Consider the following 26,377-nt stretch of genomic DNA (forward strand, 5'->3'; position numbering starts at 1 on the left):
AGTCAAAGCAAAAGCACCTCCAAGATTTATTTTCTCAGAAGTGCTCTTATTTATCTGTATCAAATTATATACTCAGTACCTATCGACTATCTTTTTTTGTTACTTTTCAACTGGTAACCAGAAGGGATGTGAAGAAACTTCAAAATTTATTTCAAATTCTTGTGGTGTTAATTCTTCACCATCCATTTGACCGTATTCATCATGTAAACTACTTAACGTAAATGATTTAGCTTGTGTATGCCAAACATTCTCATCTTGTAAATGAGATCCATTCGTCAATAATTTGCTGAAAAGTTTAATGAATGTCATTCCCGTTATCTTATTAACAACGACTAGATCCAATTTGTCATCAAATGGAGTTGCTAAAGGATCAATTGCCACACCACCGCCAAAGTAAGGATGATTGGTTGCTGAAACGATATAAGCCTGATCAAATTTTTTGATGCTGCCGTCAGTCGTCACTGTTAGAGGAAATGCTTCTTGTTCTTTGATGACTTTCACTAAACTGGAAACGTATGCTAAAGTCCCCAATTTCATTTTATTTAGGAAGTCTTTTCTCTTAGAGTGATTTGTAGTATAGACAGTATTAGCGTCAAGTCCAATTCCAATATTATTTACAAAATATTTTGTCTGTTCAGGAAAAATTGCTTTGCCAATGTCAATTGGACGTGGTGTCTTCATCGACAAAATATTTTGTAATAAGATCAATGGTTTAACATGATGCAATTTTATCCCGCGACTAAAATCATTACCGGATCCAGCGGGTATGTAAGCCAGTGGCGTATTGGGATTTTTAGAGTTCTTAACTCCGTTGACTGACTGATTCAGTGTTCCATCGCCACCCAACACTAATATCTTAGCGTTTGGTTCCAAATTGTCAGCAAGTTCTTTAGCAATTCGGATACCGTCACCGTTTTTTTGTGTGGTGTGAATTTGAAAGTCAATATTGTTTTGTTTGAGAAAATGCTTAATAGTTTTCCAGATTCGTAATGATTCGCCATTACCAGCTCTGCGATTTAAAATTATTTCCAGTTTGCTAATTTTTGTCATAATAAACCCCTTAAAAAATAAAAAAGCAGATCAATTTGATCTGCTTAGATAGAAGTGGAAATTATCATTGGTAAAATCACAGGATTTCTGGCTGTACGTTTGTATAGAAATTCTTGCAATCCTTCAATTATAATTCGTTTCAATGATGCTTCAGTAACTTTTTCCTCACCGTCAAAGGCACTTTTAATTAAATGGAAGACGCGTTTTTGAGCTTGATTGATCAACTCACCTGATTCACGCATATAAACAAATCCACGTGATAAGATATCAGGTCCAGCAAGTACAATATGTTTTTGATAGTCGATAGTAGCAACTACCACAACCATACCTTCTTCGGAAAGTACTTGTCGATCATGAATAACTACATTACCAATATCGCCGACACCTTTACCATCAACGTAAACGTCTCCGGCAGGGAAGTGCCCAGCAACATGGGCAGAATCTTTAGTTAATGCTAAAACATCGCCGTTTTCTAGTAGGAAAGAGTGATCCATTGGCACATCACATAAAGCAGCTAATTCAGTATGGATCTTCAACATTCTGTATTCACCGTGAATTGGCATAAAGAATTTAGGCTTCATTAGTCGAAGCATTAATTCTTGTTCAGTTTGACCACCATGACCAGAAGCATGGATATTGTTTACTTTACCATGAATAACTTCTGCACCAGCTTCAGATAGTTCATTGATCAAGTGGTTAACGCTGATTGTGTTACCAGGAATAGGGTTACTTGAGAAAATAACCGTATCGCCTGGTTGAATACTGATCTGTCTATGTGTACCGTTAGCAATTCTACTTAGAGCAGCTAATGGTTCGCCCTGTGATCCGGTACAAAGAATCAAAGTCTCATTTGCGGGAGTTTGATTCAATTCGTGTGGATCGATCATCATGTCATCAGGAATATTGAGATAACCTAATTCACGACCATTCGCAATTGCTGATTCCATGCTTCGTCCAAAGACGGCAATTTTCCGTCCTTGTTGCATGGCGGCATCAACTGCTTGTGATACACGATAAATATTAGAAGCGAAGGTAGCAAAGATAATTCTGCCTTCTATTGTTTCAAATATTTGATGAATTGTTAGTCCAACTGATCTTTCAGATTTTGAAAATGTTGGTATTTCAGCATTTGTACTATCAGATAGTAGACATAAAACTCCATCTGATCCCAATTTTGCCATTTTTTGTAAGTTTGGAGCAGGCAAACCAGCTACTGGTGTTAGATCAAATTTAAAATCACCAGTTTCTACAATAGTACCTTGAGGCGTTTGAACTGCGACACCCAAAGTATCGGGGATAGAGTGAGTTGTTCTGAAGAAAGAAACGCTAGTTTTTGGAAATTTAATAACGGTGTCTTCTTCAATGGGATACATCTTAGTAGTTCTGAGCAAACCATGTTCTTCAAGTTTACCTTTTATTAGAGCACAGGCTAATGGACCAGCGTATATAGGAATATTAGGTAATTTTTGAAGTAAGAAGGGAATACCACCAATATGATCTTCGTGACCATGGGTAATAAATAGTCCCTTAATTTTGTCTTGATTTTGAACAAGATAACTGTAATCAGAAATAACATAGTCAATTCCTAACAGTTCATCTTCTGGAAACTTAATTCCGGCATCAATAACAATTAATTCATCTTGATATTGAACACCGTACATATTTTTACCGATTTCACCAAGGCCCCCGATGGCGAATACGGCAACTTCATTATTTTTAACTTTAAACGACATTAATTAAAACTCCGTGAGCTTGTATGAAGGGTCTTTTTGCTCATATTCCAAGTGTTTTTCATCAAGCTCCTGAATGAATTCAATATGGTACTTTGTCTTTGTTTCTACTGTTTCACGAACCTCGATACTTGAGTCAGCATTCATGTATAGTGACTTAGTAAATTCACGACGGGGGTTATCTAGTTCGCTTTCTTGATATAAAACTTTATAAATCAAATTGGTTTCTCCTTTAGTGTTTATTAACGAAACAGGTCAGCTTCGTTTATTAATTTCTTGTCCATTAAACGTGCAATAATACAGATGGAACAAGTGTAACATAGAACCAGTTTCAAGTATACTGAACGCTATTTTACGATACTACTACGGTACTTGGATCGAGTTCGAATGGTTCTTTTTTGTCTATCTTGTCGTAATATAAATGACCATTTAAATGATCGATCTCGTGTTGGCAAACGATAGCAGGATAATCTCTGACACGAAGTGTTTGCGAATTTCCATCGAAGTCGTCGTATTTGATCGTAATACGATCTGAACGAGGAACGAATCCAGGTACGTCTTTATCAACAGAGAGACAACCTTCACCTTCAGATAGTGCAGCATTTTGAACTGAGTTTCTGATGATAACAGGGTTTATCAAAGTAATTTTAAGTTGAGGTTTGTCGGACTCATCTTCTGCAGGTACCAAAACGGATGCCATCATTTTAGAAACTCCAACTTGAGGAGCAGCTAAACCGACACCGGCACGTAACTGATGCTTCTCGGCAATTTTTTCATCTTGACTGTTGATCAGATATTCCATCATGTCATCAGCTAATTTCTTATCTTCATCACTCAATGGGAATTCAACTTTTTTAGATACTTTTCTTAATACAGGGTCACCATCGCGAACGATGTCTTTCATTAAATACATAATTTCCTCCAGATATTTAGATTTGAGTTATACCAGTACTTCTATTATAAATTATTTTACGTTAAAAAATGAAATATAACTTAAATTACTTTACAAATTTATTTGGTCAGATTGATTTTTGTTAATTAAGATGTCTATTTGTGCCTTTTAATAGGAAGATTAGGAATCGGGATTCTAAAATTACTATCAAAACCATTTGGGCATCGCTTTTTTTGCTTTTGAAAAAATATCAAATTTTTGAAAATAATTTCCCAAGTTTTACCTTTAAACTTTCAGAAAGAAAAACTTTCTCTATAGATCATTTATTAAATCGCAGAAAGAAGGCGTTAAATCATTCAATGTTACTCGTGAAATCTTTATAAAGGGTCTTATTGTTGAATCTTAGACGGTATGATGTTTTTTTGGGAACAATGCCTATAACTACTGGTTCCAATACCTTGTCAGAGGATCTTAACGAAGGTTTCTACGGTATCATTGGATATTTTTGATATGAATATCACTTATTATTACACTTAAAAACAAGACTTTAATTTATAGACATATTGACAATAAAAAATATTTTTTTTATTTTTTATTAATATTGAACAAAAAAATGATAATTGTGAATCAAATAACTAAATGAACATTTTTTGGTGTCTGATATAGAAGGAACTTAATAATACTTTTAAGGTCATTTTCACTTTTAAGCTGTCAAATGTGAGTAAATGAACTTAGTTGCCATGCCCTGAAGAATCATGATAAGATAAGCTCGCACACCGATGTAACCGTTTTCAGCAGAACTAAAGGGGAATATACTTATGAACAAAACTGAGAAAGAACGGATTGCCGAAGAGGAGCAAAAAGATGCCTCTCCCGTAATAATCCAGCTCGGAATTTTTGCTGCGGTATTGTTTGTATCTAATATTTTATCTGTGATAATGCCGAAAGCATTTCCAGTACCAGTACCAGTTTGGGGTTTGATAATTCTCTATGTGCTTTTAACAACACATGTAGTTAAATTACACCAAGTTGAAAAGTTATCTGGCTTTTTGATTGGAATTATCGGAGTTTTCTTCGTTCCATCTGGTATTCAGATGTACAAAAGTTTGGATCTAATTAAGGAGGATGGAATTACTTTAATCATTGCGATTATCGCTTCAACGATAATATTATTGATAACTGTAACCTTTACTGCACGACTTTTCATTTCTATTAGTAAGAAAATTAGAAACAGGAGGGCATGACATATGCAGTTTATCAATAATACATTCTTTGGAATATTTGTTTCAGTGGTGGTTTATTTAATTGGGCTCTACTTATTTAATAGATTTAATAATTTCTTTTTATTTCAGCCACTGTTCGTCGGAATGATTTTAGGTATTTTTGTACTATGGATTTTAGAACAAACTTTGGGAGTTTCTTCTACTATAATATATGATGCTTTTTGGCATGGTGGTAAAGATAACTTCATTGGCGCCAATTTATTATTCTGGTTCTTAGGACCAGCTACAATATCTTTTGCAGTTCCATTATATAAACGAAATGATATTGTCAAAGATTATTGGGTCGAAATACTACTATCTTTAATAGTAGGTTTATTCATCAGTTTGATCATTATCTACTTAATGTGCAGAGCTCTTAACTTGAGCGATTCTGAAATCGCTTCATTATTACCACAATCAGCAACAACTGCCATTGCTTTACCACTATCAACTAGTATTGGCGGTATACCAGCTATTACTGCTATGACGGTAATTTTAAATTCGGTGATTGTATTAGCGATAGGAGATCAGCTTGTTAAGTGGTTGAAACTTGACACTGACCCTATCGGTATTGGATTAGGTTTAGGTACTTCTGGACATACGATCGGTTCAGCCAAGGCTGTAAAACTTGGTTCCATAGAAGGAGCGATGGCGTCGATTGCCGTCATTGTTGTGGGAATAGTAACCAATATTGTTGTTCCATTATTTGCACGATTGATTGGTTTAAAATAATTTTTTTCTAAGGAGATTGTTATGAAGCTTATTGACTATGGTGTAAGAGAAGATGAAATGCAATATATAAAGGATTGGTCAAAAGAAAACGATATTGAAGTTAAAATCGTTTCAGACCTGTTAACTGCAGAAACTATTGAAGCTGCAAAAGGATTCGATGGTGTTGTGGCTTACCAACAACTTCCATATGATCCAATTATTTTCGACAAGATGAAAGAATATGGTATTAATGTTATTTCACTGAGAAATGTCGGAACAGATAATTTACCTATTGACGCACTTATAAAGAATGATATTAGACTTACAAATGTTCCAAGCTATTCTCCAGAGGCTATTGCTGAATATTCAGTGACTGGATTAATGGCATTACTAAGAAGTATGAAATCTATGATCAGAAAAGTAGATAATCATGACTTTAGATGGGCACCAGATATCGGTAGAGAACTAAATACTCTTACTGTTGGTGTTGCTGGTACCGGAAGAATTGGTCGCGCAGCAATTAAAATTTATCAAGGTTTTGGGGCAAAAGTTATCGCTTATGATAAATTTCACAATTCAGAATTAGAAGAACAAGGCATGTATGTTGATAGTCTTGATGAGCTCTTAAAGAATTCGGATGTTGTAACACTTCATTTACCTAGTCTTGGTAAAGGCAATACGGTCATTAATAAGGACACTATTTCAGGAATGAAAGACGGTGCAATTGTTGTCAATACTGGACGTGGAGACTTAATTAAGACCAAAGATCTCTATGATGCAGTAGAAAACGGTAAATTGGCCGGATCTGTCCTTGATGTTTACGAAAACGAGGTTGGTATTTTCAATAGCGACCTTTCCAATAGTGAACTTAATGACGACCTACTAGAAGCAATGATCAAACATCCTAAATTTATCATCACGCCTCATATTGCCTTTTACACTACTAGGGCAGTAAAGAACATGGCTACAATATCACTAGATTCTATGGTAGAGGAACTGCAAACAGGTACCTCTAAAAATGAAATTAAATTAGGAAAATAGTTAATTCATTCACAAGGATTTCACCGGAAATTTTTTATTGAAAGCGGTTAAAAAACCCTTGTTTTTTTCATAATCAATGATAGTATAAAGAGTGTGAAAGCCCTTTCAATGCAGGTTGGACGGGTGAGTTTCTTTAATGAAAGGACTGTAAGAGAATGGCAAACAAACCGATTGTTGACTTTGAAACTATTAAAAAAGATTTATCAAATAATCCAAAGCCAATTCAAGTTTTAAATGAAAACGCTGAAATTGTGGATCAAAAAACTTTTGATTCATTTTCAGATGATGACTTAGTTGAATTTATGAAGAAAATGGTTTGGGAACGTGCATTGCACGAACAAACTATGAACTTCTCACGTCAAGGACGTATGGGATTCTACGCACCAACAGAAGGAGAGGAAGCTTCTGAAATGGGTACTGTTTTGGCAATGAAGAAGCAAGATTACTTATTGCCAGCATACCGTGATGTTCCTCAATTGATTCAACATGGGGCTACTGTTACAGAAGCATACCTATGGTCAAGAGGCCATGTTGTAGGTAACAAATATGAAGCACGTGCTATGATGCCACAAATCATCATTGGTGCTGCCTATGATGAGGCTGCCGGTGTTGCTTTAGGACTTAAGAAGAATAAAGAAGATGCTATTGCATTCACATACACTGGTGACGGTGGTACTTCTCAAGGTGATAGTTATGAAGGTATGAACTTTGCAGGTGCTTATCAAGCTCCAGCATTGTTCATCGTTCAAAATAATGGCTTTGCCATTTCAACACCACGCCACAAACAAACAGCTGCTCCAACATTAGCTCAAAAGGCTGTTGCTGCTGGTATTCCTAGTGTTCAAGTTGATGGTATGGATATCTTAGCTTGTTATAAAGTTGCTAAGGCTGCTCGTGAATATATTACAGCCGGTAATGGACCAGTTATGATTGAAACATTAACATATCGTTACGGTGCTCACTCAAGTGCTGGTGATGATCCTACTCGTTACAGAACTGAAGAAGAAACAAAACCTTGGTTCGATAAAGACCCATTGATTCGTTTAAGAAAAGTTCTTGAAGACAAGGGTCTATGGTCAGACGAGGATGAAGAAAAACTTGTTGATGAATATAAAGCATCATTCAAGGATGCTATCAAAGAAGCAGATGCTGTTGAACCAGATACAGTACCAGCAATGTTGAAGCGTACATTTGAAGTCCCAACTCCAGAAATACAAGCCGAAATTGAAAAATTTGAAGAAAAGGAGTCGAAGTAACGATGGCAAAGAAAACCTATATTAAAGCAATTACTGACGCACTTGACATTGTCTTAGACGAAGATCCAAAAACATTGATCTTCGGTGAAGATGTTGGTAAAAACGGTGGTGTATTTAGAACCACACAAGGTCTTCAAGAGAAATATGGTGAAGATCGTGTCTTCGATACTCCATTGGCTGAATCTGGAATTTTAGGTATGGCAACTGGTCTAGGTGTTACTGGCTGGCGTCCAATTCCCGAAATTCAATTTATGGGATTCTCATTTGAAGCTATTGACCAAATTGTTGGCCAACAAGCAAGAATGCGCTTCCGTTTTGATGGCAAACAAACATCACCTGTTACAATCCGTACACCTTATGGTGGTGGTACACATACCGCTGAAATGCACGCTGATAACCTAGAAAACTACTTTACAGGTACACCAGGCTTACGTGTTGTTATGCCAAGTAATCCATATGATGCTAAAGGACTATTGATTTCATCTGTTGAAAACAATGACCCTGTTTTATTTATGGAAAACCTTAAGTTATATCGTTCAATGAAGGATGATATTCCTGATGGCAAGTATACAGTTCCATTGGACAAAGCTAACGTTTCACGTGAAGGTACAGATATTACTATTGTTGCCTATGGTGCTGAAGTTAATGAAGCACTTAAAGTTGCTGAAAAATTAGCTGACGAAAAAATCTCTGTTGAAGTTATTGATTTAAGAACTGTTTCTCCTATCGATACAGAAACAATTTTCAAGTCAATTGAAAAGACACACAAAGTTGTAGTTGTACAAGAAGCTCAAAAGATGGCTGGTGTTGGAGCACAAGTTGCTTCGGCCATCTCAGAAAATGCTATTATGTCTCTTGATGCACCTATTGGTAGAGTTGCCGCTCCAAACAGTGTTTATCCATTTGCTCAAGCCGAAGATATTTGGATCCCAGGCGCAGATGAAATTGAAGAAAAAGTTAAAGAAATTTTAAATTATTAATAAAAACTACTAATAGATAGGTAATCGAAGGGAAGGATTCTAGCCATGGCATTTAAATTTAAGCTACCAGAACTAGGCGAAGGAATGGCCGAAGGTGAAGTCGCTAGCTGGCTTGTTAAAGAAGGAGACACAGTTAAAGAAGATGATTCTTTAGTTGAAATCCAAAATGATAAGTCTGTTGAGGAACTACCTTCACCAGTCTCAGGTACTATTAAACAAATCGTTGCACAAGAAGGACAAACTGTAGAAATTGGTGATACATTGATCATTATTGATGATGGATCAGCTGATACAGGCGACGATGAGGAAGCTCCAGCTGCAGCCGCATCAGATGACTCAGCTTCCGCACCTGCAGAAGAAGCTGCACCAGCAGCAGAACCTGCTAAGGATGCTACAGGATCAGCAAATGCTGATTACTTAGCAATGCCATCAGTACGTCAATTAGCACGTGATAAGGGTGTCGATTTATCACAAGTTACACCAACTGGTGACCATGGACAAATTACAAAGGCTGACGTTGAAGGATTTAACGGTGCTGCAGCTGCTCCTGCTAAGGAAGCTGCACCAGCTGCCGCAGCCGCACCTGCTGCAACAGCTACAGCAATCAGACCTTACAAGTCAGATAATCCAGAACTTGAAACACGTGAAAAGATGACTATGACTAGAAAAGCCATTGCTAAAGCAATGTCAAATTCTAAGCACAGAACTCCACATGTTACAAGTTTCGATGATGTTGAAGTTTCAGCTTTGATGGCTAACCGTAAGAAGTACAAGGCAGTTGCTGCTGATAAAGATATCAAGCTAACATTCTTGCCATATATCGTTAAAGCCTTAGTTGCTGTTATGAAGGAATATCCTGAATTCAACGCTTCTATTGATGATACAACTGAAGAAATCGTTTACAAGCACTACTTTAACGTTGGTATTGCTACAAACACAGATCATGGTTTGTATGTACCAAATATTAAAGATGCTGATTCTAAGGGAATGTTCCAAATTGCCAAGGAAATCACAGAAAATACTCAAGCTGCATATGACAACAAATTGAATGCTAAGTCAATGTCTGGTGGTTCAATCACTATCAGTAATGTTGGTTCAATCGGTGGTGGCTGGTTTACACCAGTTATCAATCAACCTGAAAGTGCTATTTTAGGTGTTGGTAAGATTGCTAACGAACCTTACGTTGATGAAGACGGAAACATCCAAGTTGGTAAGATGTTGAAGCTTTCACTAAGTTATGATCACAGACTAATTGACGGTGCATTGGCACAAAATGCCTTGAACCTCATGAAGAAATTGTTGCATGAACCAGATATGCTACTAATGGAGGGCTAGTTTAAAAATGGCAGATAATGTTGTAGAAAAAGATACTGTTATCATTGGTTCGGGACCCGGCGGATATGTTGCCGCTATTCGTGCCGCTGAATTAGGACAATCAGTAACCGTAATTGAAAAATCAGATACTGTTGGTGGAGTTTGTTTAAACGTTGGATGTGTTCCTTCAAAGGCTTTAATTACAGCCGGACACAGACTACAACAAGCTAAGAATGCCGAAACATATGGTATTACAACAAAAGAAGCCACAATTGACTTCACAAAGACACAAGCTTGGAAAGACGAAAAAGTTGTTGCACGTATGACAAATGGTGTAAATATGCTTTTGAAGAAGCATAAAGTTGAATTGATCCAAGGAGAAGCATACTTGGACAACGATACACAACTACGTATCATGCCTGCTGGCCCTCGTCAATTTATGGATAATGGTGGCGGTCAAACTATCAAGTTCAAGAATTTGATTCTTGCTACTGGTAGTCGTCCCGTTGAAATCAAAGGATTCAAGTTTGAAGACAGAATCGTTGATTCAACTGGTGGTTTGAACTTTAAAGAAGTTCCTAAGGAACTTGTAATCATCGGTGGTGGATATGTTGGTACTGAATTAGCCGGCGCATATGCTGACTTAGGTGCACATGTTACTATCCTTGAAGGTACACCACAAATCATTCCTAATTTTGAAAAGGATATGGTTTCAGTTGTTAAGAAGAACCTTGAAAAGAAAGGCGTTACTATCGTTAATAATGCCATGGCTAAGAAGGGTGAAAACGCTAAAGACAACGTTACTGTTACTTATGAAGTTGATGGTAAAGAAGCAAAAGTTGTTGCAGATTACTGTATGGTAACTGTTGGACGTCGTCCTAATACTGACAACTTTGGTCTTGAAATGACAACTGTTAAGACTACAGATCGTGGACTTATTGAAGTCGACGCACAAGGTCGTACAAATGTTCCTAATATTTATGCTATTGGTGATATTGTTCCTGGTCCAGCTTTGGCTCATAAGGCTTTCTTTGAAGCTAAAACTGCTGCAGGTGCTATTTCTGGAAAGAATACTGCTAATGACTTTATCGGTGTTCCTGCTGTCTGCTTTACAGACCCAGAATTAGCAAGCGTTGGTCTAACGCAAGCCGAAGCTAAGGATAAAGGTATTGAAGTTTCATCAGCTAAGTTCCCATTTGCTGGTAATGCTCGTGCCGTATCATTAGATGCTCCAGAAGGTTTTGTAAGATTAATTGCTAAGAAAGATACTGGTACACTTATTGGTGCACAAATCGTTGGCCCTGGTGCTAGTGACTTGATCTCTGAATTAAGTGTTGCTGTTAACTGTCAATTGAATGCCGAGGATATTGCCTTGACAATTCACCCACATCCAACATTGGGCGAACCAATTCAAGAAGCAGCCGACATTCTTATCGGATATCCTACACATATTTAGTTAATAATTTAAAAAAGATCAGAGATTCCAGTGAGGAATTTCTGATCTTTTTTGGGTTGGACAGATTGGCAAATTAGCTGATTTAAGTAATAGGTGATGCACTTGCATCACTTTTTTTGTATAGTATAGTAAATGGTTGAAAAGGGGAATACTTATGCGCGAAAACTATAGTTATCCATTAGATGAAGATTGGAACAATGATGAAATAATTACAGTAATGGCACTATACAATGCGGTTGAGTCAGCCTATGAGCATGGTATTAAACGAGAAGATTTTTTAAATAAATATCGATCATTTCAACAGGTGGTATCAATGAAGATGGAGCAGAAACGTCTGGATCATGAATTTGAGACTGAGTCAGGATATTCCATCTATAAAGTATTTAAGCAATGTCAAAAAATACCTGATAATGAGAAAGTAAGGGTTCAATATGAAAATAAATATTAAAGAGATGGATGAATTCCTAGTTGAATTACTAAGTGAAGTTGGGAAAAGCCTCTTAGTGGACTCCAAAAAGGATAAGTCTGTTGGGACAAAAAGTAGCCGGATCGACTTGGTAACCAACTTTGATAAATCTACTGAGAAATGGTTAGTTGGCAAAATAAAAGAAAAATATACTGATGCAACTATCTTTAGTGAAGAAGGCTATGGAGATGTCGTAAAAGATATGTCCGGATTAGTTTTCTTTGTTGACCCGATTGATGGTACAATGAACTTTGTGAAACGACGCGATGATTTTGCCTCGATGATAGGAGTTTATCTGGATGGCAAACCGTTTCTAGGCGCAATAATTGATGTTATTAAACAAGAAATCTATCATGGTGGACCTGATTATGGAATTTTTAGAAATAAAGAAAAAGTGATCAGTCCTAAAAATCAGTCATTACCAGAAGGTCTAGTTGACATCAGCTGGCCTATGGTTGTAGCAGATCGTTTTAATTCTCAAGCGGTTGTCCAAAAAAGTAGCGGGTTGAGGATTTATGGTAGTGCAGGGATTATTTTTGAACATTTAATCTTTGGTAGAGAGGTTCTATACATGTCTTATTTGGCTCCTTGGGATCTAGCCGCGGGTCGAGTACTCTGTGAAAGTCTCGGTTTGAAGGTCTCGACTATTGACGATAGCCCTGTAAATATGCTAAAATCACAAGTCGTAATAGTTGGTACTGAAAAAGTTGTTTCAGAGGTACTAAAGACAGTTAAAAAATAATAACTGAAACTGTGAATTACAATCACAGTTTTTTTATTGCAAGTAATCCAGTCGCATTACTATTAATGGAAGGAAGAAGTACTTTGACTAAATTAAGAGAAGATATTAGAAATATTGCCATTATCGCCCACGTTGACCACGGTAAGACAACCTTAGTTAATGAAATGTTAAAACAATCAGATACATTAGGGGAACATTACCAAATTCAAGATCGTGCTATGGATACCAACGCTATCGAAAAGGAACGTGGTATCACAATTCTTTCAAAGAATACAGCCGTTGATTACAATGGCAAAAAGATCAATATTTTGGATACACCAGGACATGCCGATTTCGGTGGTGAAGTTGAGCGTATCATGAAGATGGTTGATGGTGTTCTACTTGTTGTTGATGCATACGAAGGAACTATGCCTCAAACACGTTTCGTTCTAAAGAAAGCTTTGGAACAACACCTTACACCTATTGTTGTTATCAACAAAATTGATAGACCAGGTGCTCGTCCTGAAGAAGTTGTTGACGAAGTTCTTGAATTGTTTATCGAATTAGGTGCTGATGATACACAACTTGATTTTCCTGTTATTTATGCTTCAGCTATCAACGGAACATCAAGCTATGATTCAGATCCAGCTGCACAAAAACACACAATGGATCCATTGTTTGACACAATTTTGAAGACTATTCCAGCTCCAGTAGATAACTCTGACGAACCATTACAATTCCAAGTTGCTTTACTTGATTATAATGATTATGTTGGACGTATCGGTATTGGTCGTGTCTTCCGTGGAACTATCAAAATCGGTGACAATGTTACTGTTATGAAGCTTGACGGATCGACTAAGAATTTCCGTGTCACTAAGATATTTGGTTTCATGGGTCTTGATCGTGTTGAAGTTCAAGAAGCTAAGGCCGGAGATTTGATTGCTGTTTCTGGTATGGAAGATATCTATGTTGGTGAAACTGTTTGTCCAGTCGACCATGAAGAAGCACTTCCATTATTACGTATTGATGAACCAACACTTCAAATGACTTTCTTACAAAACAACTCACCTTTCGCTGGTCGTGAAGGTACAGAAGTTACTGCTAGAAAGATTGAAGAACGTTTAAGAAGACAATTACATACTGATGTTTCACTTAAAGTTGAAGATACTGATCAAGCTGGTGCTTGGATGGTTTCAGGACGTGGTGAACTTCACTTGTCGATCCTTGTTGAAGAAATGAGACGTGAAGGATTCGAATTACAACTTTCTCGTCCAGAAGTTATTTACAAGAACGTTGATGGCGTAAATAGCGAACCTTTCGAAGAGGTTACAATTGATACACCTGACGAATATGTTGGATCAGTTATCGATTCAATGTCACAGAGAAAAGGTGACATGAAGAACATGGAAAGTACTGGAAATGGTCAAACACGTTTGATCTTCTCAGCTCCCTCACGTGGGTTGATCGGTTACTCAACTGAATTCTTATCAATGACTGGTGGTTACGGTATCATGAACCACACATACGAAGAATACAAACCAGTTGTTAAAAACTGGGAACCAGGTAGAAGAACTGGTGCTTTGGTTTCAATCAACCAAGGCCCTTCAACTACATATAGTTTACAATCAGTTGAAGATCGTGGAAAATTATTTATCGGTGCCGGTGTTGAAGTATACGAGGGTATGGTTGTTGGTGAAAGTAATCGTGATCAAGATATCGCCGTTACTGTTACAAAAGGTAAGAACCTTACAAATACTCGTGCTGCTGGTAAAGATCACGCTGCTGCAATCAAAACTCCTAAGGAAATGTCACTTGAACAATCAATTGAATTCCTAAATGAAGACGAACTTTGTGAAGTAACACCTAAGAGCGTTAGACTACGTAAGAAGATCTTAAGCACAAATGAACGTAAGAAGTATGATAAGCAAAGAAAAATGTCTAAGAAAGCTTAATATAGCTTAATCAGGTATAACATCATTCGATGTTATACCTTTTTTATTTATTCTTGTAAATCCTGAAAGACTGGCTTTTCTATACGCGTTATTTGATTGGTGGTATAATCTTATTATTAGATTTTAGGAGTATTAATGTGAAAAAATTAAAGTTAATTGACTTGTGGATTTTAATCCCATACATCATACTTCTGGGTATTGGTGTAGTAATGGTATATTCCGCCAGTTTTTATAATGCTATGTCGAATGGTGGCAGTACTAATCAATACTTGATAAAACAAGGAATGTACGCGTTCATAAGTCTGATTCTCTTTTTTATAACTTTTATGTTGAAAGTAAAATTCTTTAAAAGTTCAAGGACTCGAGCGTTTTTATTGGCAGTTACATTAGTATCCTTAGCCTTACTGCTAGTTAGAGCATATTTTAATCCTAGTAGTAGGATCAATGGTGCATCCGCATGGATCAATTTTGGACCAATAAATTTTCAACCACTGGAATTAGCTAAGATAACTTTGATTCTTTATCTGGCTTATATCTTAACGAGCCGTAGAAGTAGACTATTGGATAATGAAAAGCTTTTTGACTCACTAAATGTTATTAGAGAACCAGTTATAACCGTTTTGACCATTATCGTTCTAGTTGGATTTCAGCCGGATATAGGTGGTGCATTGATATTGGGATTGATAACTATAGTTTTGATATCTTCGTCTTCAATACCTTTCAACCATATTTTAAAATTAGATGGTAGTTTACTTGGAGCATTTTTAGTTGGTATATTCTGGATAGCTAAATTTCAACCTAAATTTATTATTAAAAATTATCAATATCAACGTATTTTGGCAATGTTACATCCATTTCAATTGGAGCGTACATCTGGTAACCAGTTGGTTAACTCCTTTTATGCAATTAGTAATGGTGGTATTTTTGGGGTTGGTTTGGGAAATAGTATTCAAAAAAGAGGCTATTTACCTGAACCTCATACCGATTTTATCTTAGCTATTATCAGTGAAGAACTGGGACTAGTAGGAGTTTTTATAGTATTAGGCTTATTAGGATTAATTATTTTCAGGATGCTTTATCTTGGAATGAAATCAGTCAGCACTTATAATGTCTTAGTTTATTATGGTGTAGCGGTTATGATGTTGGCACAGACGATTCTAAACGTTGGTGGATTGTTAGGCTTAATGCCGTTGACAGGTGTTACATTACCATTTATTAGCTATGGTGGCTCAAGTCTATTAGTTCTGTCGTTCTCATTAGGGATAGTCTTAAATCTTGAAGCAACCAATAAATTCAATATAGAAAAACACAGGTGATTTTATGTACAAGAAAGTGGAACGTCAGGCTTTGTATGTCTGGGTCTACTCAATGAAATGGAAAAAGAAATTACAACGTTATGGGACAGTTTATTATTCATCTCCAAAAATGAAGTATGTGATGTTGTATGTTAATTCCAGTAAGGCTTCAGAGGTTAAAAAGGAATTAGTCAATAAAAAGTATGTTAAGCGTGTGACTGTTGCTCATAGAAAAGAATTAGATGAGCACTACGTTCTAAATAATAAGAAATCTGATGAGTTAGAGGAATAATTATGAAAGTTGTATCAGGTGCCTTTGGTGGATTGAATTTGAAACCAGTTCCAGGCAATAATACCCGCCCCACTTCAGCAAAAGTCAAGGAAGCAATTTTTAGTATGCTGACACCTTATTTGAATAATGGAGTAGCTTTAGATCTATTTGCAGGTACTGGTAGTCTGGGAATTGAGGCTGTATCACGTGGTTTTGAAAAAGCTTATTTGGTGGATAAGGCGTATAAGGCCATCAATACCATCAAAGAAAATGTTGAAAAAACTCATCAAGAAGAACAGTTTGTGATTTTAAAAAAATCTGCTACTGAAGCCTTAAAAGAGTTCTCTGAGAAGAAGATCAAATTTGACTTAGTGTTTTTGGATCCTCCATATAGAATGAAGATAACAGAACAAATAATTTTAGATATGATTGAAAATGACTTATTAAATGATGGAGCAATTATTGTTGACGAAACGGATTATAATGTTGAGTTAAGTTCTGATAAAATAACTCTTATTAAAGAAAAAGATTACAAAGATACAAAAGTTGTGATGTATCAATTTGGAGGATAATTATGCCAAAGAGAATTGGAATGTATGCAGGAAGTTTTGATCCTGTTACAAATGGTCATTTAACGATCATTCGTCGTGCTGCTAAGCAGTTTGATGAATTGATCGTAGCCACAATGACCAACAACTCTAAGAATTACATGTTTGGTTATCGAGAGAAAAAGACTTTTATTGAAAATGAATTAAGTGATTTAAAAAATGTCCGTGTCATTGACGGTAAAGAACAGCTGACTACAAAATTAGCTAAAGAATACGGAGCCACTACGTTGGTACGTTCAATGCGTAATTCTAGTGATTTCAGCTATGAAGCGGGTGTATTCGCTATGAATAAATCTTTGGATTCAGAAATAGAAACAATTTTTTTATTGGCCGATTCAAAGTATGCTAATATATCATCATCAATGATTAAAGAAGTCGTCAAATTTGGCGGGGATGTTTCAAAATTTGTCCCTGAAGATGTGGCAGATGCTTTAGTTAAGAAATTGCGGAAGGACTAAGCAATTGAAATTTAATAAAACTAGAAACAAGATTTTTGGTGGAGTATTTATCTTCATCATCGTCTTAGCATTCTTTACCTTTCCAACTAAGTATTATCTGGAAGTTCCCGGAAGTGCTGAATCTACGTCACAATATGTCAAGGTTGATGGCAAGCATGATAAAAAAAAGGGTGATTTTTTACTAACGACTGTTGGTATTATGCAAGGAACGCCTTTTACCTTATTACGTTCTTTAGGAGATGATTTTGAAACAATCTATCCTCGTGAGGAATTGATGGGTAATGAAACTGACCAACAATATATGCAAGTTCAGCAATACTATATGAGATCAGCGACTAATAATGCGATTCAGGCCGCCTATTCGGCTGCCGATAAACCGTTTACTAAGAAATATCTGGGTGTTTACGTAATGGATATTTTGAGCAACTCAGCTTTCAAAGGTAAATTGAAGGTCGGAGATACGATCAGTTCGATCAATGGCTATAAGTTTAAGAACTCTGATCAGTTTATTAAATATGTTCGTAAACAAAATAAACATTCAACCGTTAAAATTAGCTTTACTAGAGATGGGAAAAAGAAAACGGCTAGTGGGAAACTTGTCAAATTGGCTAGTACGAAACGTTTTGGATTGGGTATTACATTGACCGATAATACAGAGGCAAAGGGAACACCGCCAACTAAAATAGATGCTGGTGATATTGGTGGTCCATCTGCAGGTTTGATGTTTACGTTGCAAGTATATTCACAGATAACCAATAATAATCTTAAAAAAGATCGCATAATTGCTGGTACTGGTACAATTTCTCCTGATGGAACGGTCGGTCCTATTGGTGGTATCGAAAAGAAGATCTATGCTGCCTCCTCAGAAGGGGCCACTATCTTCTTTGCACCTGATGATCCAGTTACTAAAGAGATTAAGAAGTATGATCCTAATTACGTTAATAATTACCATTTGGCCAAACGTGCCGCTAAAAAAATTAATACCAAGATGAAGATTGTTCCAGTTAAGTCATTAAATGAAGCTATCAAATATCTCGAAAAAAATTAAAATAGAAGTCTGTCGGATAATTCGGCAGACTTTTTTCGTTGAAATTTAAATTTTTTAACGTAGTTTTTATTGAGGTGATTTTAATGGAAAAAGTAATTAAAGTATGTCGAGAGAATTTAGCTGTTATCGTCTTATTATTCTTACTACTAGGTTTTGGAGTTTGGAATTTAACACATAAGGCACAGATTAAATCTGTACCAGTGGCCACCAGTACCGTTGTTCAGAAAAAAACTGCTCCTAAAAAAGAGTTGACCAACAAAGGATTGGTGATAGATATTCAAGGAGCAGTTAATAATCCTGGAGTATATCATTTAAGAAATGGTGCCATTGTTCAGGAAGCAATTAAATTGTCTGGTGGATTAGTCGAAAATGCGGATGCCAAACAGATTAATCAGGCTCAAAAGGTAACTGATCAAATGCAAATAATAGTTCCCAGAGTTGGAGAACCATCGTCTTCAACAAGTAATGGGGGAGCGGACATTAAGAAACAAGTGAATATCAATACTGCTAAGGTGGAGGATTTTCAGTCGGTAACCGGAATAGGCCCTAAAAAGGCCGAGAAGATCATTGCTTTTAGAGAGCAAAATGGAAACTTTAAGGAGTTAAAGGATCTAACTAAAGTGTCTGGTATCGGCGATAAAACTTTAGAATCATTAAAAGATCAATTAACTGTTTAAATGAAAAACTATCTTATTTTTCCAGCCTTGCTTAGTTACTGTGTATCTCAATTATTTGCAGAAACAAACTGGGCCATTTGGATTTTATTGGCAGTTTTAATTTTAATGAGAGTTATTTTTTTAAAAAATCCGATCTTGTTTATTGTGATGATCATGATTGCGGGAATCGTTTGGATCAGGAATGATAATAAAATTCAAGAAATTACTCCTAATAAAGAATTTCTAACAATTTTTCCAGATACTGTTAAAATCAACGGTGACCTGATGAGTGGAGAAACGTCGATCGATAAGCAAAAAGTGAAATTCTTTTATAGGATACGTAGTCAGGCAGAAAAATCTAACTGGAAATCTTTATCTGAGCCTGTTACGGCCAGAGTGACAATCGATAAAATTGAAAAGATTAAACTCAATAGAAATCCTGGTGAATTTAATTATAAAAATTTTTTAAAAAATAGAAATATTTACTATTCGGTTCGACTTGCAAAAGTTACTCAAATTAAAAATTATCAACCAAAATCATTATCAGAAAGAATAAATGTTTTACGAATACATGGTCTAAAAAAACTAGAAATATTACCCAAATGGATAAAAATACATACACAAAGCTTACTATTTGGATACAGCAGTGGGGAAGAAAAGGAATTCTTTAATAGTTTAAGTATTTTAGGAATAATACATCTGTTTAGTTTGTCAGGGTTACATGTTTTAATGTTAGTGACTTTTTTTAGAAAATCTTTTTCTACTATTAAAATAACTCGAGAATTGACAGACGATATTCTGCTGATCCTATTACCAGTCTATGGAATTATGGTAGGATCTAAAATTGGAATATGGAGAGCAATAGTTTTGTCAATTTTGGGTATTATTATTAGTAAACTAAAGTGGAATATAAGTAAGTTAGATGTTTTCAGCCTAACAATAATAATATGTCTCATTGTACAGCCCAAGTCTATTTTAGATATGGGTGGACAATTAAGTTTTTTATTGTCGTTTGCATTATTATTTATCTATGATATAAAAAGTACAATTGGGATGACATTTAAAATCAATTTAGTTAGTCTTCCTCTGATTTGTAATTACACTTATCAGTTCAGCTGGCTAATATTATTGACAAATTTGATATTTGTTCCCTTTTTTGAATATATAATTTTACCAACTACGGTAATTGCTGTGGCAGTACCAGATTTGTCTATATGGAATATAGTAAATCAACTGTTTGATAATATTTATAAGTTTCTCGAGCAAATAGCACAGGATGATAGATTTATACTGATAACTGGTAAAATTTCTTTATTAGTCGTTTTGATCCTGATTGGTTTGAGTTTGTTTAACCTAGAACAAAAGAAATTTCAAAATAAATATTTATTCAGTTATATTGTGATTTTTACTCTGGCTGTAACATACAATAAATTTCCTTTGGCTGGTCAAGTGTCGATGATCGATGTTGGCCAAGGGGACAGTATTTTAGTGACCACGCCTTTCAATAGAAAGACAATTTTAATTGATACCGGTGGTAAATTGAGTTTCCCAAAAAAGGAATGGCAAAAAGGAACGATTTCAGATCAAGTGACAACCTCAACAATTCCTTATCTTAAGTCTCTAGGTATTAACAGAATTGATCGGATTTTCTTATCACATAAAGATGCTGATCATATGGGTAATCTACCTATTTTGTTAAGTAAATTCCCGGTATCTGAAGTTAGTTTTGGTGAAGGATTAGACGATAATATATCTATAAAAAGGATCATTAATAACAATAGTAGTGTTAAGTTTACGCATCTGAAACAAGGTGATAAATTCAAGATTGCGGATACAGGTTGGAATGTTTTATGGCCTAAAAAGAGAAGTATTGGTGAAAATGGCGATTCGTTAACCTTATTGGCCAGTATTAACGATAAGAATTGGTTATTTACTGGCGATTTGGATATTGATAGTGAAAAGAAGATTCTCGATGATTATAAAATAAAAATTGATTACCTAAAAGTAGGCCATCATGGATCGAGAACTTCAAGTGGTGATGAATTTTTAAAACAAATTTCACCAAAGTTAGCTCTTATTTCGGCCGGAGTCAACAATCGTTATGGACATCCAAATAAAGAGACCATTCAACGGTTAGATAAATTACATGTGTCACATATGAATACGGCTGATTATGGTATGATTACTTGGTATTATTATCCGTTTATGCAACAGAACAAGATAAAAACTTTTTTAAAGGGTGAAGTAATTGAAAATAAAAGAATTAAAAAGTGAATTGAAAAAGGGAAATATTCAAAATGTTTATCTTGTAACTGGTAAAGAAGAAGTATTTGTTAAACAGGTCGAAAATTCATTTAAGAGTCTTTTATTGCCAGAAGAACGTGATATGAACTTTTCTTCATTCGATTTGGAAGATACATCATTAGACGATGCAATCAATGAAGCAATTTCGGCTCCATTCTTTGGAGAAAAACGTTTAGTATTCATCAATCATCCATACTTTTTGACTGGTGAAAAATCTAAGGGTTTTGTTGAACAAAATATGGATCTCTTAACAGAGTATGTTAAAAATCCTACCCCTTCCACTGTCATGGTTATTTTTGCGACCTATGATAAATTGGATTCTCGTAAAAAAATTGTTAAACAATTAAAGAAATCTGCCGGAATTATAGATGCCAGTAAAATGGACAGCGGACATTTGGTCAAAACAATCAATGAGGATCTGAAAAATAGTGGTTATAAGATCGAAAGAAGTGCACTGGATCTTTTGATCAACAAGACACAAGGTAATTATTCTCAAATAGTAAATCAACTGGAAAAGCTGAAATTATATGCTTTGAAATCAAAAGTAATCGATGAAAGGGCGGTTAGTGAACTGGTTCCTCAGAGTTTGGATGATAATGTGTTCGAATTAATGAATCAAATTCTAGCGCAAAACATTTATCAAGCTGAAGAATTATATCAGCAATTCTTACTGCAAAAAATTGATCCAATACTATTAGTAGCCATACTGATGTCACAATTACGCACTTTGATCCAGACCAAAATATTAAACGAACGCGGTTTATCAGAATCAACCATTTCCAAGAACTTAAAGTTACATCCATATCGTGTTAAAATGTCATTAAAACAGGCTAGAAATTTAGAAATTCAACAGTTGATATTGATGTTTCATTCAATCGTTGATTTGGATTATCAAATTAAATCAGGTCAGGGTGATAAGGAATTGCTGTTTGATCTTTTTATTGCTAAATTTGCTTAATATGTCTGGGCAGCTGTAGTCGTATTAAACAATAATGATTACAAAAAATCCGTCGAATGAAGGTTAACAGCTTCATCGACGGATTTTATTATTAAAATTAGGATAAAAAAATAAGCAACTATAAGTTGCTTATGTCTTAATTCATTTTAGCAAGTCTTGACTTATCACGAGCAGCTTTGTTTGCTTTGATTAGGCCTTTTGACTTAGCCATGTCAATAGCACGTACTGCTGATCTAAATAATTCATCTTTGTTGTCAGCATTGTTTGAAGCTGAAGCTTCAAAGTTCTTGATAGCTGAACGCATTGCATTACGTTGTGAGCTGTTGCGAAGGCTAGCCTTTTCTGCAGACTTCACACGTTTGATAGCTGATTTAATTTGTGGCATCAATTTCACCTCCGATTACCTAGTGACTTAAACTCAATACATAGAATTATACATAATTGATACTTTCAATGCAATAAATTATTTGTAATTAATTTAATGATTTGCATAGTTCTCTGGATTTTAATTGGTTTTTTATATTGAAAGTAAACTATATATATAGTAAACTGATTAACCGTACTAACCATGCTCTGTTTGACGATTCACCGTCGTTTTGCATAGTTTGGCCAAATTAATAGGAAAAGGTGAATGAAATGGCTATTTCAAAAGAAAAGAAAACAGAAGTTATCAAGCAATATGCTCGTAAAGAAGGAGACACAGGTTCTCCAGAAGTACAAATTGCTGTTTTAACATACGATATTAACTCATTGAACGATCACTTGAAGGTTAACAAGAAAGACCACCATTCATATGTTGGTTTGTTGAAGAAGATTGGTCACCGTCGTAACTTGCTTAAGTATCTTAGAGATAATGATGTACAACGTTACCGTGAATTAATCAAGTCACTTGGCCTACGTCGTTAATATTTATTTTAGGGGATTCCATTCGGAATTTCCTATTTTTTTTGCTAAATTTCAATTTACTGAACGGTGTGATAGAATAACAATCAGGTACATATCAAGTAGTCTTAAGTAGATGGACTCAAAACGACAATTAGATATTGTTATCTATTTATATTTAAGAAATGAGAGATGAAATAATGAGCAAAAAAATAAAAATTATTCTATTAAGCGGAGTTCGCGAAAATGGAAAGAATATGTATGCGGTAGAAATTAACAACGAGATTTACATTTTGGATATCGGTTTACAATATCCTGATAACGACTTGTATGGGATCGATGTAGTTGTTCCAGATATGACATACATTAAGGAAAATATTAGCAAAGTAGTTGGTATTTTCTTATCACATGGTCACGCTGATGCTATTGGTGCTTTGCCATATTTGATTGGAGATTATGATATTCCTGTCTTTGGTTCAGAAATGACAATTGAACTAGCCAAAATAGTTTGTTCGAATGATCGTCGAAGCAAAAAATTTGATGATTTCCATATTATTGATGAAAATACAGCCATTGATTTTGAAGAAGCTACCGTAGCTTTCTTTAAGACAACTCATTCAATTCCAGGTTCTTTGGGTATTGATATTAAAACTAGTGAAGGACAGATTGTTTATACAGGTGACTTCAAGTTTGATCAGGCCGCTGTACCAACATATAGAACTGACTTTGGACGTATTGCCAAGATCGGTAGTGAACGTGTCCTTGCACTATTGAGTGATTCAGCCAATGCGGAATCACCATATGAGAACTCGAATGAACGTGATATTTATGAATATATTCTTGATATGTTCAATTATCACGATGGTAGAATTGTTGTAGCACAAGTTGCATCAAACATTCAAAGAATGCAACAGGTTCTTGATGCAGCAGATAATACAGGACGCCAAGTCTTTTTGTCCGGTACTGATGCCGAAAGAATTTTAAAAACGGCTATGAAGTTGGGTTATTTAAAGATCAATAACAAAAAACTTATTGTTAAAGGTAAGGAATTAGATGATGTAGACCCAAGTAAGTTGGTAGTTATTGAGACAGGAAGAATGGGTGAGCCTATTAAGTTATTACAAAAAATGGCTAATCCATCTTCAAAGACCAAATTTCAAATTGAAGAAGGAGATTTAGTATTTATTGCTACAACTCCTTCTCATGCAATGGATACAAGCTTTGCTAAAACACGTGATGCAATTTATAGAACTGGTGCAGAAGTAAAATCATTAGGTGACGATCTTCATTCATCAGGCCATGCTAACAAGAGTGACCTACAATTAATGATTAATTTGTTACAGCCTGAGAATATCATTCCTGTACAGGGTGAATATAGACTCTTGGATGCTCATGCTCGAATTGCTCATGAAACCGGTATTCCATATCAAAATATCTTCCTTACTAAAAAAGGTGACGTTTTGAATTATGAAAACGATCAATTTTATTTGGGTAAGGGCGTAGAAGCTGGAGATACCATGATCGATGGAATTGGTGTCGGTGATATAGGAAGTATCGTTCTTCGCGACCGTGAATTATTGGCGGAAGATGGTGTTTTCATTGCTGTTGCCACAATTGATCGTAAGAAGAAGAAAGTCGTTGCTAAGCCTAAAATAACAGCCCGTGGATTTGTTTACATGCGTGCTAGTCGTGACTTACTCAGTGAAAGTTCTGATTTAATTGTTGATACTATTGTTGATTATCTTCAAAATAGTAAGGACTTTGACTGGTCAGACCTTAAGCAAGGTGTTAGAGATAAACTGAATCATTTCTTATATGAACAAACAAACCGCCATCCGGTCATCTTGCCAGTTATTATGGAAGTTAATCAAAATAGACATCGAAAATCTAAAAAGTAAGATCAAATGATCTTTTATCAAGAGGTATTTTATGGACGACTCAGATAACCTAAAGAAAATATTAGACGCAGCTGACGATGCATTCAATAAAGGTGATTGGGATGAAGCCACTGAACTTTATACCGAAGCATATACTATGCAGCCATCCTTTTTAATAAATCAAGGACTGGCTGCTTCTTTGTTGAACCTAAAAAAAGCTGATGATGCTGAGGCCGTCATTTTAGATTACTTCAATTATTACCTCAGTGATGCTGATGCAGCTAAGCTTGCAACTGATATTGTGCTAGAAAACAATGATTTCTTATTAGCAAATCAGATTATTAATTATTATAAGAACAATAGTTTCTCTACTATTGATGAAGAATTTATTCTTGATTTTAAACATCGTGTGGATTTGGCCGAGGAGCGTCATTTACGCTCATTTAGGCCCCATATGACAACAATATTGACTCGTTTACGTTCAATAGTAACAAAACCCATGGTCACTCAAATTCAGCTTATACGGAGTATGAGAGAATTTGACAAAAAGGATTATATTGTTGGTTCCAGATTACTGTTGGGAAATCCGCTCTTACATCCGTTGTTGAAGAGTGAGTTAGTTGAAAACCTGTATAAGTTAGGTGTGGATGAAGAAATTGATATTTCATTTTATGGTGAAATGAAATCATGTAATCCATCAAAATTAAAACCAATCATGGCAACTGATATCTACTTAAAGATGTGTGATGAGCTGGATAAAGTTTTGGCCGACAGTAAAAATGAGACGCAAGTTGAGAATTTACGTGGAGAGTTATCATTATATGCTGCTATGGTCTATCCATTTGGAGAAAATATAATAAAAAGCCCAAGTCTCTGGACAAACCTTTTCCTTTTGCGGTATGGTCTTATAGATGAGTCTGATGTTAAAGACAATTCACACTTTTCAGAGGTGAAGAGTTGGATCGATAGGTTCGATTCTTTAATAAATATGTTTCAGCAATGAAAATAATGCATTTTTTTCGTTATTAGTATTTACAATTTGGATTGTGCCCCGTATAATCCAAAGAGTATATTTTTAGTAGGCGATTTGCGTTGTATTGCTTTGCTTTCGCCCCTGAAAGTAGTATAATTTTTCAGTAAAGAGTCATCTAAAGAACATTTTCTTTGGATTAATCTTATGAAATGAAAT

The 26,377-nt window shown here is 35.4% G+C and carries 26 protein-coding genes; 21 read left to right on the forward strand and 5 right to left on the reverse strand.

Annotated elements, in window-relative coordinates:
- Positions 1-99 precede the first annotated feature (99 nt).
- From EKM64_RS08580 to def, 4 genes are all read right to left on the reverse strand, one after another.
- A complete protein-coding gene (locus EKM64_RS08580) occupies positions 100-1,050 on the reverse strand; it encodes a diacylglycerol/lipid kinase family protein (RefSeq protein ID WP_125677634.1) in 951 nt (316 codons plus the stop codon).
- 44 nt (positions 1,051-1,094) lie between these two features.
- Complete coding sequence (gene rnjA, locus EKM64_RS08585; protein WP_125677636.1) at positions 1,095-2,783, reverse strand: ribonuclease J1; 1,689 nt, start codon at positions 2,781-2,783, stop codon at positions 1,095-1,097.
- 3 nt (positions 2,784-2,786) lie between these two features.
- The gene (locus EKM64_RS08590; protein WP_125677638.1) at positions 2,787-2,999 is read right to left on the reverse strand and encodes a DNA-directed RNA polymerase subunit epsilon; all 213 of its coding nucleotides are present in this window, start codon (positions 2,997-2,999) and stop codon (positions 2,787-2,789) included.
- A gap of 133 nt (positions 3,000-3,132) precedes the next feature.
- Positions 3,133-3,693: a peptide deformylase gene (gene def / locus EKM64_RS08595; RefSeq protein ID WP_125677640.1), complete on the reverse strand. Its 561-nt coding sequence runs from the start codon at positions 3,691-3,693 to the stop codon at positions 3,133-3,135.
- A gap of 797 nt (positions 3,694-4,490) precedes the next feature.
- On the opposite strand from def, the gene EKM64_RS08600 reads away from it, so the two are divergent.
- The 18 genes from EKM64_RS08600 to holA all read left to right on the forward strand — a co-directional run bounded on the left by EKM64_RS08600 (position 4,491) and on the right by holA (position 22,429).
- Positions 4,491-4,916 (forward strand): CidA/LrgA family protein, encoded by a 426-nt coding sequence (locus tag EKM64_RS08600; protein WP_125677642.1) that lies wholly within the window; start codon positions 4,491-4,493, stop codon positions 4,914-4,916.
- Positions 4,917-4,919: 3 nt separating this feature from the next.
- Entirely contained in the window at positions 4,920-5,666 is a 747-nt protein-coding gene (locus EKM64_RS08605; RefSeq protein WP_125677644.1) for an LrgB family protein, read from the forward strand.
- A gap of 21 nt (positions 5,667-5,687) precedes the next feature.
- Positions 5,688-6,686, forward strand: coding sequence for a D-2-hydroxyacid dehydrogenase (locus EKM64_RS08610; protein ID WP_125677646.1), 999 nt, complete (start codon positions 5,688-5,690; stop codon positions 6,684-6,686).
- A gap of 155 nt (positions 6,687-6,841) precedes the next feature.
- The gene (gene pdhA / locus EKM64_RS08615) at positions 6,842-7,942 is read left to right on the forward strand and encodes a pyruvate dehydrogenase (acetyl-transferring) E1 component subunit alpha (RefSeq protein ID WP_125677648.1); all 1,101 of its coding nucleotides are present in this window, start codon (positions 6,842-6,844) and stop codon (positions 7,940-7,942) included.
- 2 nt (positions 7,943-7,944) lie between these two features.
- The gene (locus EKM64_RS08620; RefSeq protein ID WP_125677650.1) at positions 7,945-8,922 is read left to right on the forward strand and encodes an alpha-ketoacid dehydrogenase subunit beta; all 978 of its coding nucleotides are present in this window, start codon (positions 7,945-7,947) and stop codon (positions 8,920-8,922) included.
- A gap of 45 nt (positions 8,923-8,967) precedes the next feature.
- On the forward strand, positions 8,968-10,257 hold the full coding sequence (locus EKM64_RS08625) for a 2-oxo acid dehydrogenase subunit E2 (protein WP_125677652.1): 1,290 nt from the start codon (positions 8,968-8,970) through the stop codon (positions 10,255-10,257).
- A gap of 7 nt (positions 10,258-10,264) precedes the next feature.
- A complete protein-coding gene (gene lpdA / locus EKM64_RS08630) occupies positions 10,265-11,692 on the forward strand; it encodes a dihydrolipoyl dehydrogenase (RefSeq protein WP_125677654.1) in 1,428 nt (475 codons plus the stop codon).
- Between the two features lie 154 nt (positions 11,693-11,846).
- Positions 11,847-12,140: a UPF0223 family protein gene (locus EKM64_RS08635; protein WP_125677655.1), complete on the forward strand. Its 294-nt coding sequence runs from the start codon at positions 11,847-11,849 to the stop codon at positions 12,138-12,140.
- Entirely contained in the window at positions 12,124-12,900 is a 777-nt protein-coding gene (locus EKM64_RS08640) for an inositol monophosphatase family protein (RefSeq protein WP_125677657.1), read from the forward strand. The genes EKM64_RS08635 and EKM64_RS08640 overlap by 17 nt, the downstream gene beginning before the upstream one ends.
- Before the next feature lie 65 nt (positions 12,901-12,965).
- Positions 12,966-14,831 carry a translational GTPase TypA gene (gene typA, locus EKM64_RS08645; protein ID WP_125677659.1) on the forward strand — a complete coding sequence of 622 codons (1,866 nt, stop codon included), beginning with the start codon at positions 12,966-12,968 and terminating at the stop codon, positions 14,829-14,831.
- 137 nt (positions 14,832-14,968) lie between these two features.
- On the forward strand, positions 14,969-16,147 hold the full coding sequence (locus EKM64_RS08650; RefSeq protein ID WP_125677661.1) for an FtsW/RodA/SpoVE family cell cycle protein: 1,179 nt from the start codon (positions 14,969-14,971) through the stop codon (positions 16,145-16,147).
- Between the two features lie 4 nt (positions 16,148-16,151).
- Positions 16,152-16,418: a YlbG family protein gene (locus EKM64_RS08655; protein ID WP_125677663.1), complete on the forward strand. Its 267-nt coding sequence runs from the start codon at positions 16,152-16,154 to the stop codon at positions 16,416-16,418.
- A gap of 2 nt (positions 16,419-16,420) precedes the next feature.
- The gene (gene rsmD, locus EKM64_RS08660; protein ID WP_125677665.1) at positions 16,421-16,969 is read left to right on the forward strand and encodes a 16S rRNA (guanine(966)-N(2))-methyltransferase RsmD; all 549 of its coding nucleotides are present in this window, start codon (positions 16,421-16,423) and stop codon (positions 16,967-16,969) included.
- Between the two features lie 2 nt (positions 16,970-16,971).
- Positions 16,972-17,463 (forward strand): pantetheine-phosphate adenylyltransferase, encoded by a 492-nt coding sequence (gene coaD / locus EKM64_RS08665; protein WP_125677667.1) that lies wholly within the window; start codon positions 16,972-16,974, stop codon positions 17,461-17,463.
- A 4-nt stretch (positions 17,464-17,467) separates the two neighbouring features.
- The gene (locus tag EKM64_RS08670; protein ID WP_125677669.1) at positions 17,468-18,511 is read left to right on the forward strand and encodes a SepM family pheromone-processing serine protease; all 1,044 of its coding nucleotides are present in this window, start codon (positions 17,468-17,470) and stop codon (positions 18,509-18,511) included.
- A gap of 83 nt (positions 18,512-18,594) precedes the next feature.
- Positions 18,595-19,188, forward strand: a complete 594-nt coding sequence (locus EKM64_RS08675) for a helix-hairpin-helix domain-containing protein (protein ID WP_125677671.1) — start codon at positions 18,595-18,597, stop codon at positions 19,186-19,188.
- The gene (locus EKM64_RS08680) at positions 19,189-21,441 is read left to right on the forward strand and encodes a DNA internalization-related competence protein ComEC/Rec2 (protein WP_125677673.1); all 2,253 of its coding nucleotides are present in this window, start codon (positions 19,189-19,191) and stop codon (positions 21,439-21,441) included.
- Positions 21,416-22,429, forward strand: coding sequence for a DNA polymerase III subunit delta (holA, locus tag EKM64_RS08685; RefSeq protein WP_125677675.1), 1,014 nt, complete (start codon positions 21,416-21,418; stop codon positions 22,427-22,429). Before EKM64_RS08680 ends, holA begins: the two co-directional genes overlap by 26 nt.
- Positions 22,430-22,565: 136 nt before the next feature.
- Here the strand turns inward: holA and rpsT are convergent, their stop codons facing one another.
- Positions 22,566-22,814, reverse strand: a complete 249-nt coding sequence (rpsT, locus tag EKM64_RS08690; protein WP_125677677.1) for a 30S ribosomal protein S20 — start codon at positions 22,812-22,814, stop codon at positions 22,566-22,568.
- Between the two features lie 251 nt (positions 22,815-23,065).
- Between rpsT and rpsO the strand changes: the two genes are divergently transcribed.
- The 3 genes from rpsO to EKM64_RS08705 all read left to right on the forward strand — a co-directional run bounded on the left by rpsO (position 23,066) and on the right by EKM64_RS08705 (position 26,191).
- Positions 23,066-23,335: a 30S ribosomal protein S15 gene (gene rpsO / locus EKM64_RS08695; protein ID WP_125677679.1), complete on the forward strand. Its 270-nt coding sequence runs from the start codon at positions 23,066-23,068 to the stop codon at positions 23,333-23,335.
- A gap of 176 nt (positions 23,336-23,511) precedes the next feature.
- The gene (locus EKM64_RS08700) at positions 23,512-25,209 is read left to right on the forward strand and encodes a ribonuclease J (RefSeq protein ID WP_125677681.1); all 1,698 of its coding nucleotides are present in this window, start codon (positions 23,512-23,514) and stop codon (positions 25,207-25,209) included.
- A 31-nt stretch (positions 25,210-25,240) separates the two neighbouring features.
- Entirely contained in the window at positions 25,241-26,191 is a 951-nt protein-coding gene (locus EKM64_RS08705; protein WP_125677683.1) for a tetratricopeptide repeat protein, read from the forward strand.
- Positions 26,192-26,377 lie beyond the last annotated feature (186 nt).

This window comes from Companilactobacillus keshanensis (assembly GCF_003946205.1).
GTDB classification, from domain to species: Bacteria; Bacillota; Bacilli; order Lactobacillales; family Lactobacillaceae; genus Companilactobacillus; species Companilactobacillus keshanensis.

Coding starts and splice junctions, on each gene's coding strand:
- EKM64_RS08675 (WP_125677671.1), top strand. CDS start 18,595: ATGGAAAAAGTAATTAAAGTATGTCGAGAGAATTTAGCTGTTATCGTC.
- EKM64_RS08620 (WP_125677650.1), top strand. CDS start 7,945: ATGGCAAAGAAAACCTATATTAAAGCAATTACTGACGCACTTGACATT.
- rnjA (WP_125677636.1), bottom strand. CDS start 2,783: ATGTCGTTTAAAGTTAAAAATAATGAAGTTGCCGTATTCGCCATCGGG.
- EKM64_RS08700 (WP_125677681.1), top strand. CDS start 23,512: ATGAGCAAAAAAATAAAAATTATTCTATTAAGCGGAGTTCGCGAAAAT.
- EKM64_RS08655 (WP_125677663.1), top strand. CDS start 16,152: ATGTACAAGAAAGTGGAACGTCAGGCTTTGTATGTCTGGGTCTACTCA.
- EKM64_RS08605 (WP_125677644.1), top strand. CDS start 4,920: ATGCAGTTTATCAATAATACATTCTTTGGAATATTTGTTTCAGTGGTG.
- coaD (WP_125677667.1), top strand. CDS start 16,972: ATGCCAAAGAGAATTGGAATGTATGCAGGAAGTTTTGATCCTGTTACA.
- lpdA (WP_125677654.1), top strand. CDS start 10,265: ATGGCAGATAATGTTGTAGAAAAAGATACTGTTATCATTGGTTCGGGA.
- EKM64_RS08625 (WP_125677652.1), top strand. CDS start 8,968: ATGGCATTTAAATTTAAGCTACCAGAACTAGGCGAAGGAATGGCCGAA.
- EKM64_RS08580 (WP_125677634.1), bottom strand. CDS start 1,050: ATGACAAAAATTAGCAAACTGGAAATAATTTTAAATCGCAGAGCTGGT.
- EKM64_RS08610 (WP_125677646.1), top strand. CDS start 5,688: ATGAAGCTTATTGACTATGGTGTAAGAGAAGATGAAATGCAATATATA.
- EKM64_RS08640 (WP_125677657.1), top strand. CDS start 12,124: ATGAAAATAAATATTAAAGAGATGGATGAATTCCTAGTTGAATTACTA.
- rpsT (WP_125677677.1), bottom strand. CDS start 22,814: ATGCCACAAATTAAATCAGCTATCAAACGTGTGAAGTCTGCAGAAAAG.
- EKM64_RS08600 (WP_125677642.1), top strand. CDS start 4,491: ATGAACAAAACTGAGAAAGAACGGATTGCCGAAGAGGAGCAAAAAGAT.
- def (WP_125677640.1), bottom strand. CDS start 3,693: ATGTATTTAATGAAAGACATCGTTCGCGATGGTGACCCTGTATTAAGA.
- rsmD (WP_125677665.1), top strand. CDS start 16,421: ATGAAAGTTGTATCAGGTGCCTTTGGTGGATTGAATTTGAAACCAGTT.
- pdhA (WP_125677648.1), top strand. CDS start 6,842: ATGGCAAACAAACCGATTGTTGACTTTGAAACTATTAAAAAAGATTTA.
- EKM64_RS08705 (WP_125677683.1), top strand. CDS start 25,241: ATGGACGACTCAGATAACCTAAAGAAAATATTAGACGCAGCTGACGAT.
- EKM64_RS08635 (WP_125677655.1), top strand. CDS start 11,847: ATGCGCGAAAACTATAGTTATCCATTAGATGAAGATTGGAACAATGAT.
- rpsO (WP_125677679.1), top strand. CDS start 23,066: ATGGCTATTTCAAAAGAAAAGAAAACAGAAGTTATCAAGCAATATGCT.
- typA (WP_125677659.1), top strand. CDS start 12,966: ATGGAAGGAAGAAGTACTTTGACTAAATTAAGAGAAGATATTAGAAAT.
- EKM64_RS08680 (WP_125677673.1), top strand. CDS start 19,189: ATGAAAAACTATCTTATTTTTCCAGCCTTGCTTAGTTACTGTGTATCT.